This is a genomic window from Ruegeria sp. 6PALISEP08, from assembly GCF_001238295.1.
In the GTDB taxonomy this organism is placed as follows: domain Bacteria; phylum Pseudomonadota; class Alphaproteobacteria; order Rhodobacterales; family Rhodobacteraceae; genus Ruegeria.
Map to the genome: position 1 here is coordinate 24,173 of NZ_LGXZ01000017.1, position 15,049 is coordinate 39,221.

10 protein-coding genes are annotated in these 15,049 nt (G+C 55.3%); 4 read left to right on the forward strand and 6 right to left on the reverse strand.

Annotated features, from left to right (window positions below):
* Window positions 1–30: 30 nt before the first annotated feature.
* Window positions 31–1,575, reverse strand: coding sequence for an oligosaccharide flippase family protein (locus ALB80_RS19445; protein ID WP_050605767.1), 1,545 nt, complete (start codon window positions 1,573–1,575; stop codon window positions 31–33).
* Window positions 1,576–1,946: 371 nt separating this feature from the next.
* Here ALB80_RS19445 and ALB80_RS19450 point away from each other — a divergent pair, with 371 nt between their 5' ends.
* Both ALB80_RS19450 and ALB80_RS19455 read left to right on the forward strand, forming a co-directional pair.
* Window positions 1,947–3,209, forward strand: a complete 1,263-nt coding sequence (locus ALB80_RS19450) for a nucleotide sugar dehydrogenase (RefSeq protein ID WP_050605768.1) — start codon at window positions 1,947–1,949, stop codon at window positions 3,207–3,209.
* Window positions 3,202–4,452, forward strand: coding sequence for a glycosyltransferase family 4 protein (locus ALB80_RS19455; protein ID WP_083445382.1), 1,251 nt, complete (start codon window positions 3,202–3,204; stop codon window positions 4,450–4,452). The genes ALB80_RS19450 and ALB80_RS19455 overlap by 8 nt, the downstream gene beginning before the upstream one ends.
* 250 nt (window positions 4,453–4,702) lie before the next feature.
* On the opposite strand, the gene xrtD is transcribed toward ALB80_RS19455, so the two are convergent.
* The 5 genes from xrtD to ALB80_RS19480 form a co-directional block, all read right to left on the reverse strand.
* Window positions 4,703–6,322 (reverse strand): VPLPA-CTERM-specific exosortase XrtD, encoded by a 1,620-nt coding sequence (xrtD, locus tag ALB80_RS19460; RefSeq protein WP_083445383.1) that lies wholly within the window; start codon window positions 6,320–6,322, stop codon window positions 4,703–4,705.
* Window positions 6,323–6,454: 132 nt separating this feature from the next.
* Window positions 6,455–7,786: a hypothetical protein gene (locus ALB80_RS19465; protein ID WP_050605769.1), complete on the reverse strand. Its 1,332-nt coding sequence runs from the start codon at window positions 7,784–7,786 to the stop codon at window positions 6,455–6,457.
* 240 nt (window positions 7,787–8,026) lie between these two features.
* Entirely contained in the window at window positions 8,027–8,638 is a 612-nt protein-coding gene (locus tag ALB80_RS19470; protein WP_050605770.1) for a polysaccharide biosynthesis/export family protein, read from the reverse strand.
* Between the two features lie 113 nt (window positions 8,639–8,751).
* Window positions 8,752–11,211, reverse strand: a complete 2,460-nt coding sequence (locus ALB80_RS19475) for a tetratricopeptide repeat protein (protein WP_050605771.1) — start codon at window positions 11,209–11,211, stop codon at window positions 8,752–8,754.
* Between the two features lie 67 nt (window positions 11,212–11,278).
* Window positions 11,279–11,968: a sugar transferase gene (locus tag ALB80_RS19480; RefSeq protein WP_253276930.1), complete on the reverse strand. Its 690-nt coding sequence runs from the start codon at window positions 11,966–11,968 to the stop codon at window positions 11,279–11,281.
* A 493-nt stretch (window positions 11,969–12,461) separates the two neighbouring features.
* Here ALB80_RS19480 and ALB80_RS19485 point away from each other — a divergent pair, with 493 nt between their 5' ends.
* Entirely contained in the window at window positions 12,462–13,481 is a 1,020-nt protein-coding gene (locus ALB80_RS19485; RefSeq protein ID WP_253276931.1) for an ExeA family protein, read from the forward strand.
* 61 nt (window positions 13,482–13,542) lie between these two features.
* Window positions 13,543–15,024 (forward strand): lipopolysaccharide biosynthesis, encoded by a 1,482-nt coding sequence (locus ALB80_RS19490; RefSeq protein ID WP_157054276.1) that lies wholly within the window; start codon window positions 13,543–13,545, stop codon window positions 15,022–15,024.
* Window positions 15,025–15,049 lie beyond the last annotated feature (25 nt).

Sequence of the window (15,049 nt, forward strand, 5' to 3'; positions counted from 1 at the left end):
TTAACTTATAAGCCCCGGGCCGGGATTGCCCTAACGTTGCTTTGCCGTGCTCGAATCCAGATAATGTTTAAGTACGCGCTTTGGAAACTGAAGCGCGACCTTCTCAACGCCGTCGGGCTGACCGACCAGCAGCCAAAGCAACAGATGTGTTGCGACGTAAGTGAACGCTCCGGCCAGCACTTTTGTCAGGAAGATGACAAGCAGCCTTGGGACGTCATCCCAGGATTCGAAAGCCCAGCCAACATGGACCGGTGTTCCAAATGCGCTGGCAATAAACAAAACAACGGCGACCATGGCGATACAGGAAACGATGCTTCTCCAGGCCACAGTCAGGGGGCCAAAGAACGTACGTGTTCCGTGCCGTTTGGCGATCGTGAGGGTCATCGCAATTGCGGCAACGCTTGCGGCACCGGCTGCGATCAGTGCGCCGGTGAACCCGAGATTGACGCCGATCAACATGAAAAGGCAAACCAGTACCAGCAGAACGGTATTTCGCGCGAACAGGAGCTTTGTCGATCCTTCGACATAAGTTGCTGCCCGAACATTCGCCTGCAAGGTCTCCAGGGCCTTGAGCGGAGCCAGAACCCATATCACCTGCGTGGCCGCAAGCCATTTAAAACCGAAAACGACAAGGATGATGTGGTTGGCCACCAGAGCCATGCCGACCGACATCGGCAACACAATTGCAATGAGCAATTCGTTAAGCCGGATGAATGCTTCGTCTTTGCGGTCCGTATTCCGGGCAATATCAGCAAGGCCCGGATAGATCACCCGCTGCATGGGGGCAAAAAGTTGGGTCGTTACAAGCGTACTGATGCGGTTGCCGAGCCGGAATATCCCGGCATCAGCCAGCCCCAAGGTCGCGCCGATAATCAGCTGCGGCATGTTTTTTGAAAAGAACTGAGCGATCTGGGCACCCAGGGACCACGTGGAAAACGACAGACTGTCGCGCCACCGCGCTAGCGACAGCCGCGGAGCCATTGGGGCCATGCTAAACGTCCAGATACCGCGAGCTGTCAGAGCGCAGAAGTTGGCTACAACAATTGCCCAGAAGTCGCGCCAGATCCAGGCAAGCGTAATTGCTGTAATCGAATAGATGACTCGAATGAGAGTTTCTTCACCAGCGGCATAGCCGAAGCGAAGTTTTCTTTCAAAGAGTATGAAGCGCGGGCTTCTGAAGGCGACCGTGATGGCCAGCAGGCAAAGAGCGGGTGTGATCTGAACCAGCTCGGGGATGCCAATCAGAGCGACCAGCGGCCGGGACGCAAGGAAAAAAAGGGCGACCGTCATTCCAAAGATCACCTGAAAGGTGAAAACTGTTTCCAGGTGATCTTGTGTAACGTCATCCAGCCGTATGAGTACCATGGCGATCTGACGTTGCAGCATTTCCAGAAAGGCTGTTGCAATCAGAAAATAGGCGGCTACGCCAAAATCTTCAGGTGTTAAAAGACGCGCCGTAATGGCGAGCGTGACCAACCCAAGCCCCTGCCGGAACAAGCCTGATGCAAGGAGCGTCGCCGCGCCCACGGCCAAGGCGGAACTGCGGCTCGACTTGGGTTCATTGGGTTGTTCCAAAAGTACTATCTTTCCAATTTAGAGACAAATGACAGCATAGCAGACAAATGTTTCGTTTTCTTCTTTTGCCACAGCCGGGCCTGAACACACGGAGTCGCCACACTGGTAAACCGGTGGTCGAATTGATATTCAAACGAGTGTTGGTGTGTTGCGATTGGAAATTCCATGTTTTTCGTTTTGAGTCAGAATGTTGAACCGGTTTCTAATGTGCACTCTTGTTCCGTGTCAAAAAAATGCAGCACTTTACAGGGTATTTTTTTGAAAGTTTCCCAGATAGTTCTCTGACTATGCAAGGGCGCTTACTACAGGGCACCTGATATTTGTATCAGCAGCAAGAACACCACCTGACAGTTTTAAAACGGTAAAATAGTATGAAGATTGCAATTTTCGGGTTGGGGTATGTGGGGTTCACGGCGGCGTGCTGTCTGACCCGCGAAGGGCACGAGGTGATCGGCATCGATGTGAATGCCGACAAGGTCTCTGAAATCAACGCCGGGCAGCCTCCGATCAAGGAACCCAAGGTGGCCGAGTTGCTGACCGAAGCGTTGGCCAGGAATCTGATCCGTGCCTCGGTTGAAATGCCGGACCTGTCGGATGTGGATCTGGCCATTGTCTGTGTCGGCACACCCAGTTCCACCGACGGCTCACATAACATGAGTTTCGTGGCCGAGGTGACGCGCCAGATTGCTGAAACCGTCTCACCCGACCGGGCGCGGGCGCTGACCGTGGCGTATCGGTCGACCTTCCGGCCGGGCACCGTGCGGCAGCTAATCGAGCCGATCTTCCAAAGCTATCTAGGGGATCAGACGGCGCAGGCGGTCGAGATCGTCTATAACCCGGAATTCCTGCGCGAGGCTTCGGCGGTGGATGATTTCTTCAACCCGCCCAAGATCGTTGTGGGCACGGTCGATGGCAATCGCTCAGCGGTGATGGACGAGATGCACGAAGGGTTGGACGCGCCGGTGTTCTACACCGCCTTTGAAGAGGCCGAGATCACCAAATTCGTCGACAATACCTGGCACGCCACCAAGGTGGCTTTTGCCAATGAGATTGGCCGCATCTGCCACAGCATGGGCGTATCCGCCAAAACCATGCACGAGATCTTCGTCTCGGATACCAAGCTGAACATCTCACCCTATTACACCCGCCCGGGGGGCGCGTTCGGGGGGTCCTGCCTGCCCAAGGACGTGCGTGCATTGCAGCATATCGCCGGCGAGGTGGGGGCCCATACCCATCTGATCGACAGCCTGTTGCAGACCAATCAGGCGCACAAGACCTATCAGGCGCAGGACATCATGGCGCGGTTGCCTGATGGCGGCCGGGTGCTGATGGCGGGGCTGGCCTTCAAGGCGGGAACCGACGATCTGCGCGAAAGCCCCAATGTCGATATCGCCCGGCGCTTGCTGCAGGCAGGGTATCAGCTGTCGGTCTATGATCCTGCGATCCGCCCGGCTGATCTGCGGGGTCAAAACCTGGGCTATACCTTTACCCATCTGCCTACAGTGGGCAGCCTGCTGGTGGATCGCGCCACGGCCGAGGCCGGGCCCTGGGACCTGGTGATCGGATCGAATCGGATCGTGAACGAGCTGAACCTGGGCGATGCAGAGGTGGTAAGAACCTATGAATATGACTAGCCCCGTCCCCGCCGTTCAGCCGATCTCGTTCGAGGAACTGCGCCAGAGCCAGCCCCTGAAAGGGCTGAAGGTTCTGATCGTGGTCGAGAACCTGCCTGTGCCTTTCGACCGCCGTGTGTGGATGGAGGCGCGTACGCTGGCCGCCGCAGGCGCGCTGGTTTCAGTTATCTGTCCCACCGGCAAGGGGCACGAGGAACGTGTCTGGGAAGATGAAGGCATCAAGGTCTATCGCCACCCGCTGCCATTGGATGCCAGCGGTGCGCTGGGGTATCTGCTGGAATATGGCGCGGCGCTGTTCTGGGAAAGCTGGTTGTCGCTGAAGATCAAGTTCACGCGCGGTTTTCACGTCATCCATGGCTGCAACCCGCCCGATCTGATCTTTCTGGTGGCGCTGCCGTTCAAGCTGTTTGGCGTGCGCTATCTGTTTGATCACCACGACATCAACCCCGAGCTTTATGAGGCCAAGTTCGACAAGCGCGGCTTCTTCTGGAAGCTGATGAAGACGTTCGAGCGGCTGACTTTCGCCTCGGCCCGGGTGTCGATTGCCACCAATGAAAGTTATCGCAAGATCGCCATCGAACGCGGCGGCATGGCGCCCGAGGATGTGTTTATCGTCCGCTCGGGCCCTGATCTGAGCCGGCTGCAGCATCTGCCGCCGAACCCGGACTGGCGCAATGGTCGCAAATATATGGTGGGCTATGTCGGCGTCATGGGTGATCAGGAAGGCATCGATCTGCTGCTGGAATCCGTGGCGCATCTGGTGCAGGTTCAGGGGCGTGACGACATCCAGTTCTGCCTTGTGGGCGGTGGTCCCAGCCTTGAGAAGCTGCAACAGCAATCGGTCGATATGGGCCTGTCGGATTACGTCACCTTCACCGGCCGCGCGCCGGATCAGGACCTGTTCGAGATCCTGTCGACCGCGGATGTCTGCGTGAACCCGGACCGGGTGAACGAGATGAATGACAAATCCACCATGAACAAGATCCTCGAATACATGGCATTCGAGAAGCCCATCGTTCAGTTCGACGTGACCGAAGGGCGGTTCTCGGCGCAGGAGGCCTCGCTTTACGCCAAGGCCAATGATCCGGTGGACATGGCCGACAAGATCACCGAACTGCTGGCCGATGATGAACGCCGCGCCGTCATGGGCCGTTATGGGCGTGCCCGGGTCGAGGCTGAAATGGCCTGGCCGCATCAAGTGCCTGCACTGATTGCGGCTTATAAGCGGATCTGGAAGGACTGAGACTCTAAAAGTCGCTTGCTGGCGGTCCTTTCGTTTAGGTGCTCTTACCTAAGTTCAGACTTTCGGCAACTCGGCTTCTCCAGTCGAGCTTGATGATTATGACAGGATAAGGTGGTTGTGTTACAAAGTATTTCAGCCATGGATTGATTGGGTGGGCTTTCTGGTGTCGTTTTGTTCGTCTGTCCTTGGACGCACCGCAGTCCTTGTCGATTAAAATCAAGGTAAATCTAAAGCCTGATTTTACCTAAGGTCAAAACGGCACGAATTGCGGCAGGCGGGTCAGGCTGGGTTCCATGAACCGCTGCAGCCTTGCATCCGCATCCGCTTCGGTCTCGCCCGGCAGGATCGGCGTCACAAATCGGACCAAGGCACCATCGGTGCGGCCCATGGTGAAACCGTCCTGGATAACGCTCAACTTGGCGCGGAAGTCATTGACTATACGTTTGCCGCGCTGTTCGAACCAGTAATAGACCAGTTGCTTTGAAAGCTCTTTCTGGATGACCGCGCGGTTGACGGTGAAGCTGCCGTAAGGGGTGTTGCCCGGGTTGATCTCATACGGCTCGAGGCTGAAGATTTCCCAACCGCCAACCGGCAGGCAAACCTCGGGCGAGTGGATGCCGTCGCCATCGGTCTGCTTGTTGTAGAAGGCCACGAACATGTTCACGAAATCGCCCGACCCGCTGTCGATATACGTGGCGTGGAGGTAGTCACTGGCGCCAAGTGTCTGTTCGACTTGCGGATCAAGGCTGGTGGTGGAACCTGACCAGTCGCCCAACTGGCGCGGATAGAGGGCAAAGGGATCCCGCTCGATTGGCTTTACCTCCGAGGCGGGCCGCAGAGTCCAGGCGGTTGAAACTGCCAATGTCAAAAGTGCCGCGAAAGCCAGCGCGACCGAGGTGCGGATACCCAGAAAACGCAATGCGACGGTGCCGAGCCCCTGAGTGTCCAGATCGATTGTCTCGGCAAAAGGCTGCGGGTTTGGGGTCAGGCGCTGCAACCCGATTGCCATCAGGAACAGAATGGCCACGCAGAGCAAGAAGATGATCCAGCCTTCAAAGAAATGCATGAAGCCTTCGGCTTGCTCAATGCCGTGCTGATTGACCAGTACGCCAATCACGCCAATGCGGACCGAGTTCATCAGCACGGTCAGAGGGGCTGCTGAAACCAGCAGAACCACCTTATGCCAGATCGGGCCACGGTAAAGCAGGGCAAAGAGGTACGAAAAGCTGAGGATCGGGAACAGATAGCGCAGCCCGGAACAGGCTTCGGCCACCTGCAGTTTATAGACGCCCAGATCGATGATGTTGCCTTCAATAAAGACCGAGACACCGGCCAATTGCACGAACCAGACGCCCAGCTCGGAGGAAATCCATTGCAGGAAGATCGTGAGCTTCCAATAGACGAACTGCGGCAGGGGCAGCATGAACACCAGGTGTAGTACAGGCAGCTGATGGTATTTGCCTCGCTGCCAGCCGAATACGGTCAACATGACGCCACCGGTCCAGATGATCATGGCGTAGGTGACGATATCGGGGATGCGGGCCAGATTTCCCAGAATGGCAATGATCAGGGCCATGGCGATCACCGCCACACCCGGCCAGCGATCGCGCACAACCGGATTGGGCGGCGGCATGTCCCTGAGTTCACGCAGGAACAGATACAGAGAGATAATCGGGATCAGCGGACCATGGCTGTATTCCGGTGTGCTCCAGGCAGCTCCCAGCGACACGATCCCGATCCAGAAGACGGGCACCGACCCGAGCAACAACAGGGCAAACCAGAACAGCCCTGCGGTGTTTATGACCGGCAGGCCGCCTCGGGCCGCTTCAACGATATTGTCGCGGCCGTTTTTCGAATCGAAACGATGCATCACTGCCCATCATGCATAATAAAGCGCGTCCCGAAATCATGGTGACCCAAGCTCCCGTGATTTTGATCCGAGGCCGATACAATACGTAGTGGTTGGAGTATTTGTTGACGGCGCGAACCTGGCCAAAGAAAATCAGGGTTTGAGGGTGAACCTCCGCCCAAGCGTCAGGAAGACCGAGTCTGAGGTCGCCTTAAAGCCGTTCTGGTCGTCCATCTCGTACTGATAGCCTACGTTGAGCGCCCAATCCTTTGTGATCGCGCGCGTATAAGAGGCGTTGAATGTGCCGCGCTGTCTTGGATTGGATGAACCCGTCCCTTCGTCTTCCTGGTCGATGAAATTGACGCTAAAAGACAGGCCGGATACTGGGTTGATAAAATAATCATACGTCAGGAAAGCTAGGGTTTGCCGGGTTTCCACACTTTGTGTACTGGTGCCGACCCGCCGTTGAATCGTCGCGCCGATCCGAGAACTGGCCAACTGATAGCTGTAGTCGATCTGACCAATTGGCGTCACCTCGTCAAAAGGCCCCCGAGTGAAACCGACATTGAAGCCGAACAACCCGCTGGAGCGTTGGAAAGTTCGACCAACCGTGGCGTTAATTCTGGAGCCATTCACACCGAAGGTCTGGTCAAACAGAACATCGGCGGTTCCATCCGCCAGCGTCTTACTCCAGGCAAAACTCCAGACAAAATCTTCGGTCACGTCATTTATGTTGTTCGCACGCTGTGTGTCGTCAACCTGGCTGTAACCGATGTTCGCGCTGAGGGTGGTGATGGGGGAAATGTTATACGTCACACCCGTTGATACGACTGTTGTTTGCCGATCAGTCTGGACGTTGTCATCAGCCACGAAATCCCGGTAATCGACACTCAGGTTCCCCTGCAGAACCGGAGAAAACCGAAATAGAACCGCAGCCGTATAATCGTCGGACCGGTTGTCGAACAGGCTCGGATCGATCGTGTTCGTATAGCTGCGTTCACGGTGGCTATAAGTGAAGCGGAATCCCAAAGGATCGGTCAGGCCGGTTTCCCAATCTAGGTTCCCTCGCGTGTTGACCTGATCACCTATGGTGCCGATCACGTCCGAGGCGTCGATGACGCCATCCAGGTTCGTGTCCGTCAGCGAACGATTGAAGGCGAGGTCTCTCTCGCGATATTCAGCCAGCAAACCAAGCCGGCTGTTTGCGCGTATACGCTGATAGTCCAGCCGTGCGAGCGGGTCCGAGAAGCTGGAGTCCGTTCCGATAATCGGTTCATTGGCGATCCGGTATAGCCCCGACAGGTCGAATCTCAGCGTCGAATCCGTCGTCTGCTTCAGAATTCCGAGGGCAAGTGTGTTTTCCCACCAGGTGGTCGCCCCCAGCGATGGGTCGGTCAGACGAAGGTTATCGTCATGTCTGAGCGAGGTCAGGTAGTCCAACGTAACAGTCAGGCCGGTTCCGGTGCCGGTCGGTTGACCGGTCAATGGTTGTCCGACCTGCCGCGCCGGGTTTCTCAGCGCCTGCTGCGAAATAAGCTGCTGGCTGGGTGATTGCTGTACAAGCGTTGATGAGACCGGTGCCTGTTGTACGGTCGTCTGCTGTGTTGTCGTTTGCGTTGTTGAGGTTTGCTGCCCAACAACTGGCATAACTGAAATTATTAAAGCAGCCCCACCCCCCAGAACGGTGGACAGCCTGAATTTCGATTTCCCCACCTGTATCAGCCCCTATTCGAACAAGCGGCGTGATGGCACGACCACAACATCTCCGGTTCTGAGCACTGTATTGCCTTGGATGCCACCGCCCGATCCATTGTAGTTATAGATATATTTGTTCACCACGCCTGTTTTACTGTCAGCTCTGCGCAATTCGATGCGCTTGCGAGCCGCGAAATTGGTCAGGCCTCCAGCCTGAGCCAAAACCTGAAGAATGGTCGTACCTTCGCTCGCCAGAAACTTTCCGGGTATGTTGACTTCACCCATGATGAAAACATCAATGGTTGGGCCGGTTGCGCCCACCCCACCCAGAAGAGGAGGGGGTGCCAGCGATGCGACCGAGATAAAGACGGTTGGCGGCGTGTTGAAATTCGAGGACAACGCCGATGCGAGAGAAGAACTGAGCCCATTGGTCGATTGACCAGCTGCCCGAAGTGAGCCGGCAAGCGGAAAGTTGATAGATCCATCCGGTAGAACCAAGATCGTTCGGTTCAGGGTGGGGTCTTCGAGCACTTCAACCTGAAGCGCATCGCCCGGCTGGATTTGATATGATTGCGCCCATGACCCGGTGGCCGCAAGCATGGTAATGACAAGAGCGATCAAGGACCCGATTACTGTACGCATATTCAAATCTCTCACTTTTTTCTGTTTATGCCTCTTCCCGCAGCCTCAGACAATCCGCTGTGAGTCCAGCGGTTGTGAGATGCGGCAGAAATGCAGCGCTCTTTCCCGGGGTGTTATTGCCCCGGATTGTCGGCAACGCTCGCACGTTTAATTTCCTCCTCCAGTGAGGGTGAAACATCCAGCGGGATGCCTGTCGCCTGAGCGGCCCGGTATGCCTGCACGGCGTCTTCTCTCCGGCCAACGGCATCATACGCTTTGCCCAGATGGTAAAGCACCAAGGGATGGTCGGGTATCGCGCGGGCGGCGGGTTCGAGATAGGTCACCGCTTCTTCATAATTTCCCAGCCGGTATGCCAGCCAACCGTAGGTATCCTGGAACGCAGGTTCGCGAGTGCCGCGGAGGCGCTGCGCCAAAACCTGAGCGCGCTGCAAGCTTTCCTGATCTTCGCGATGTGTCGTCAGCAGGCTTGCCAGATTGTTGGCGACAATCAGAGACTGGTTGCTGAGCGGGTAAAGGATTTCATAGACCGAAATGGCCTGATCCAGATCGCCAGCGCCTTCATGAACCGCCGCCTGCAGCATCAGAAGATTGGGATTTTCGGGTTGTGCGGCCAGCGCTTCGATCAGGATATTCTGGGCTGCTTCGGAGGTGCCGTGTTCGGTCTCAAGCGCATGCAGCGCAATCCACGCTCTGGTGATATCCGGACGTTCTCTGAGAACGGCGCGATAAAGCTGCGCGGCCTCGTCATATTCTCCGTTTCCGGTCAGGGCATAGGCCTTGATCAGGCGGATCGGTAACGACCTGGGATCCTCTTCAAGCAATTGATCAAGGCGGGCAAACGCTTCGGTTGCCTTCCCCTGCACCAGCATCAGGCGGATCAGGGCGATATCGGCGGGCAGTCCGAATTCGGGATCTTCGGCCAACTCCTTCAAGAACACCGTCAGGTCGTCCGTCTGTTGCTGAGCTGCCAGCCTCTGGGCCTTGAGCTCATTTGCCAAGCGCCGTGCTTCGGGGGTGCCGAGCTCGCTGATCGAGCGCTGTACCGTCTCCAGACGATCCCAATCCTGTGTTGCCAAGTAAATCTCGCCCAGCAGGAAAAGCAGCTCTGGCTGATCTGTCTCCCGACGCAGGGCATCAACCAGAACGCGTTCGGCGATTTCCAGATCGCCATCCGCGATCAGAAACTGTGCATAGCGTAGCGTCTCTTCCGGCGCATTCCGGGAGACCTCGGTCGCCAGTGCCAACATTTCACCCATCAGTTCCCGGTTCCCGTTGCGTTCATGAGCCTGCGCCAGCAGTGTCATCAGTTGCGGGTCTCGGGGGGCCTGACCAAGGGCTTCGCGCAAAAGCACAATGGCGTCGCCAATATTGTCTTCATCGATCAGCCAGGACGACTTGAACTTGAGCGCATCCACCTGCGTGGCGTCTTCGGAAAGTACATTTTCGATCAGAAGCCGTGCTTCCTCGGACTGACCGGTCTGGAACAGGATCCGGGCGAATTCCACTTCGTTTGCTCGGGTCCGCTCGGTTCTTTCCGCGCCTTCAAGCAAGGCGCGCATATCGGCAATAGCAGCTTCCCGATCACCCGAGCGGAATTTCAGTGTCGCGCGGAGTGTCTTGAACCGCGAGGTGTTGGGGCCACCTTGCGAGATGATCCCGTCCAGTTCGACAATCGCGGATTCGGTGTCGCGGTGTTCATTCAGAAAAGCGATCAGCCTCTGGGCTGGCATGTGATCTTCGACTTGCGCCTCTACCTCGGCGCGCAGTATCCGTTCTGCGGCGTTCAGGTTGTTCTGATCAATATAATGCTGAACAAGCACTTGCTCGATGCCCTGATCGTCGGGAAAAACCTGGGTCATTTGCTTGAGCAACGCTTCGATTTCAGCGGGCTGGTTCAATTCTTGCAGCGCCAGCAGCCGGGTCGAATAGAGATTTGGCTGTTCCGGTGCAAATTTCAGGGCCGCGCCTGTCTCTTCCAGCACTCCATGCCAGTCACGTTCCCGGATAAGGTGGTCGATCAGGACCTGGCGCGCCGTAAGTAGATCAGGATGGGCACCCAGCATCTCACGGGCTGTGTGTACGGCAAACTCCAGTTGGTTGGCGTCGCCGTTCCTGACCGCGTCCGTATAGGCCAGCGTATTGTTGATGGATTTGATCTCGACATCATCTGGTGCCAGCGCGGCAGCCACAGCGCCGTGACGCCGCACACCATCCCAGTTGCTTGTCTCTAGCGCGATTTCGGCCAGGCTGCGTTGCCCTTCGAGGTTGTCGGGATATTGTTCTATCAGTCGCAGATATTGACCATAGGCGAGAGGCAGATTGCCCCGCTCTCGTTCCAGCTGCGCAAAGGTCAGGCGTGCTTCCTTGTGCTGACCGTTGAGCTTGAAAACATTTTTGAATTCGACAAGCGCACGTTCGACATCACCTTGTTCCAGATGCGCCAACCCCGCCTGGAAATGAGCCTCAGCACGCTCCTCAGCGGTATCGCAGGCGCTCAGAAGCAGAGATAGGCTTAGAAAGACAATCGCCAGATGATTGCCGATCGGAAAGCGGGATTTGCTTGCTGTGGTCATAAAACGGGTTCCCGGCGACGAAAAATACAGAGTCCTGCTCGACTAGGCTCGGGCGCAGCCCTTGCTGTCAACAGCCGGTGCCGCGCAGAACAACAGAGACCGTTTGCACCAGGATCGATAGATCGGAGGAAAGAGACATGCCTTTCCAATATTCAGCGTCGTGTTGGGCCCGTTCGGCAAACGAGGAATTGTTGCGCTTGGAAACCTGCCATTGCCCCGTGATGCCGGGAAGCATCGAGTAATACAGTTCACCGGGATACAAGTCCTGCTGGTTCACCATCATCGGGCGGGGGCCGATCATGGACATCTCACCCACAAGAACGTTCCAGAACTGCGGCAACTCATCCATCGAAGTTTTGCGCAGGAAAGTACCGAATTTGATGATGCGTGGGTCATTGCGCAGCTTCTGGTTTCGGTTCCACTCTTCACGCGCTTCGGGATTGGCATCCAGATACTTCTGGAGCACCGCATCAGCGTCATGCACCATTGTGCGGATCTTCAGCATTTTGAAAATCTTGCCGTTCTTGCCAACTCGCTCCTGTCGGTAAAACGGCGTCACGCCCTGCAAGGCCAGAAATACGGCCAAAAGCGCAATCATTGGAACGACGAACGGCGCTGCAAGCAGCGTAAACGCAATATCAAAGATGCGTTTTCCGGCACCCCTGTAGAACCCCGAATATTGCACTGAGGTTGGCATAACAGAGATGCTAGAGTAGCCCGCGCCAGCGTCGGCCACGTCTTTCGAATGACTTGTCACTATTTAAACCCCCAACACACACTAATACTCACGAACCACTTACCAAACTTAGGAACAGAACACGCTCGACCTCAATTACATATACTAAAAGTCTTGTTTTTTTATGTTACTTCGACCCTGCGCTTACACCCTCGCGGGGCCACTTTCCCGTAACCAAGTGTTAACAAATTCAGTCTGGCTTGCAAAACAATAATACGGACACGCACACCTCAGAGCCACTGAATACAAGCGTTTTCTGACGGTATCGTGAAACTTTGCCTAGCTGATCTGTTGAAAGTGACCGAGTCACCGTTTCACATATAGTAACAATCGGTGAAATTTTGTGCTTTTAGGTCCGAAACTGGACTCTTCGAGACCTTTTTGCCCGTGTTCAGGCCAGATTTCTGCGGTTCCATCGCCGGCCTTTTTCCAAAGGCGTAGATGGAAACAATTGCGGGAAATAATTCTGATTGAGGGGGAGGGCAGGTCAATTCACCGCGTGTGCAGTTTAGTGGTGCCTGCTATCTTGATTTTGTGGCAAAGTCGTACCCAAGTACTTTTTGTTTATGTGATGTGTTCTTTATGTGAAGGATTTCTGGTGGTTCAGAGTATGAGTTCGGATAATCTCCAGGGGGCCGGTGCAAGGTTTGACAAGGCGGAAGGTAACCGAGGTGCAATGGCGTCCAGCGACGGGTTTTATCTAGATTATTTCGGGCTCAACCAGCGGCCCTTCACACTGCTTCCAGATCCTGGATTCATGTACTGGTCACCGCTGCACAAGCGCGGTTATTCGGTGTTGCAATTCGGTATAATGAGCTGCGCACCAATTACAGTGCTTACGGGTGAGATCGGGGCTGGGAAAACAACCCTGGTACAGCATCTTCTCAGTGAAATGGAAGATTCGATCACCGTTGGGCTGATCTCGAATGCGCAAGGCGGTCGGGGAGAGCTATTACAATGGGTCCTGCATGCTTTAGGCCTGCCAATCGACAACGACGCCCCTTATGTGCAGCTGTTTCGGGAACTACAGGATTTCCTGGTCGCGGAATATGCAGAAGGGCGGCGCGTGGTTCTGATCTTCGACGAAGCGCAGAACCTGACTGTCGAAGGTTTGGAAGAAATCCGCATGCTGACCAATATCAATGCAAACACGGATGAGTTGATTCAGCTTGTTCTGGTTGGCCAGCCTGAATTGCGCGACATGGTTCTGGATCCCAAAATGCGCCAGCTAACGCAGCGTGTGGCCGCAAGTTTTCACCTGGAGCGGATGGATGAAGAGTCGGTTGAAGCCTATATTGGGCACAGGATGAAAACGGCTGGCGGTTCGGGCGGCGAGTTTTCAAAAGAAGCCTGCGAGCTGATCTTTCAGCAGACCCGCGGTGTTCCTCGCCTGGTAAATCAGTTTTGCGATTTCGCCCTGCTCTATGCCTGGACCAATGAAGCGGAAAGAGTCGATGAGGGGGTTGTGAATCAAGTGGTCGACGACGGTGTGTTCTTTGGAGGAAATTCACTCGAGAAGGAGCTGATAGTCTGACATGAGCCCTGTTCGTTATTACTTCTCCATTTTTCTGAGACGGTTTCAGTATTTCCTCGTTGTGGCGACGATTGTCTCTGCGCTTTCGATCACTGTCGCGATGATCCTGCCACCATCCTATGTTTCACAGATGCGGCTGATCGTTGAATCTCCACAGATTCCGGGCAGTCTGGCCGCCAGTACCGTTACGACACCGGCGTTCGAGCAACTGCAGATCGTCGAACAACGGCTACTGACGCGCCCTGTCCTTCTGGACATTTCCCGAAAGTTCGCAGTGCTGCCAAATCAGGAAGAAGCCAGCCCTGACGATATCATCAATGAGTTGCGTGCCAAAACAAGTGTGCGTATCTCGGCCGGTCGCAATCAGGCGAACCTGATGACCATCACATTTGAAGGCAGAACCGGGCAAATAGCAGCCGGGGTGCTGAATGAATACCTGACGGAAATTCAGAAGCTTGATGTTACCTATCGCAAAGAACGCGCTTCGGACACGCTGGAATTCTTTGAACAGGAGGTTGAGCGTCTGAGCGATGAGCTCGACAAACGCAGCGCGCGGATTCTTGAGTTCCAGCAGGAGAATTCCGGCGCTTTGCCTTCCAGCCTACAGTTCCGGATGGCACAGCAGGCGTCGTTGCAGACCAACCTTCAGCAAACGGATCAGCAGATTTTTTCGCTCCGCGATCAGCGTGAAAAACTTCTGAATATCTATAGTACGACTGGCCAGATCACGACCGCCGTACAGCAGCCTCAGACACAGGCGCAGCAGCAGCTCAATCAGTTGCGCAACCAGTTGGATAATCAGCTGGGAATCTATTCTGAAACCAGCCCGCAGATTAAGATATTGCGGGCCCGGATAAGCCGTCTGGAAGAAGTTGTTTCAAATGAACAGGCCACCAACGCTGCGCCATCTGGCCAACAGACGGGTAATTCGACGCTCGATCTTCAACTGGCCCAGCTTGATTCACAGATAGCTGCACTTGAATCCCAACGGGCTATAACTGAGGAAAGCCTTGGAAAAGTAACTCTGACAATCGATCAGACACCGGCAAACGCAATCACGCTGGCGGAGCTGCAGCGTGATCACAGTAACATCCAGGCTCAGTATAACACTGCAGTCAGCCGCTTGGCATCGGCCTCTACCGGCGAGCGCATTGAAGTCACCTCGCAGGGGCAGCGTATTTCGGTGATCGAACATCCCGCCGTGCCAAGTTCGCCAACCAAACCCAACCGCCTGATGATTGCAGGCGGCGGGACGTTATTTGGCATTGCGCTGGGGTTGGGGCTGGTTGTCTTGCTGGAGTTGTTGAACAAGGCTGCGCGCCGGCCAGAAGACTTGATTAATAAGCTGGACGTTTGGCCAATCGCCACCATCCCTTATGTGCGTTCCAAGGGCGAAGTGGTGATGCAGCGGATGACCTGGGTGAGCGTTGTTCTAGCGATCCTGGTGGGTGTGTCCGCAGGGGTTTGGGCTGTACATACTTACTATCTACCGTTGGATTTGATTACTGAGAGAGTAATCGACAAGCTGGAGGTATATTGGTGATTTCTGTCCTCGTTAAGTTAGGGAA

What these genes read in the sequence shown, in the direction of transcription:
- ALB80_RS19450 (WP_050605768.1), top strand. Translation starts at nt 1,947, where the DNA reads ATGAAGATTGCAATTTTCGGGTTGGGGTATGTGGGGTTCACGGCGGCG.
- ALB80_RS19455 (WP_083445382.1), top strand. Translation starts at nt 3,202, where the DNA reads ATGACTAGCCCCGTCCCCGCCGTTCAGCCGATCTCGTTCGAGGAACTG.
- xrtD (WP_083445383.1), bottom strand. Translation starts at nt 6,322, where the DNA reads ATGCATCGTTTCGATTCGAAAAACGGCCGCGACAATATCGTTGAAGCG.
- ALB80_RS19470 (WP_050605770.1), bottom strand. Translation starts at nt 8,638, where the DNA reads ATGCGTACAGTAATCGGGTCCTTGATCGCTCTTGTCATTACCATGCTT.
- ALB80_RS19475 (WP_050605771.1), bottom strand. Translation starts at nt 11,211, where the DNA reads ATGACCACAGCAAGCAAATCCCGCTTTCCGATCGGCAATCATCTGGCG.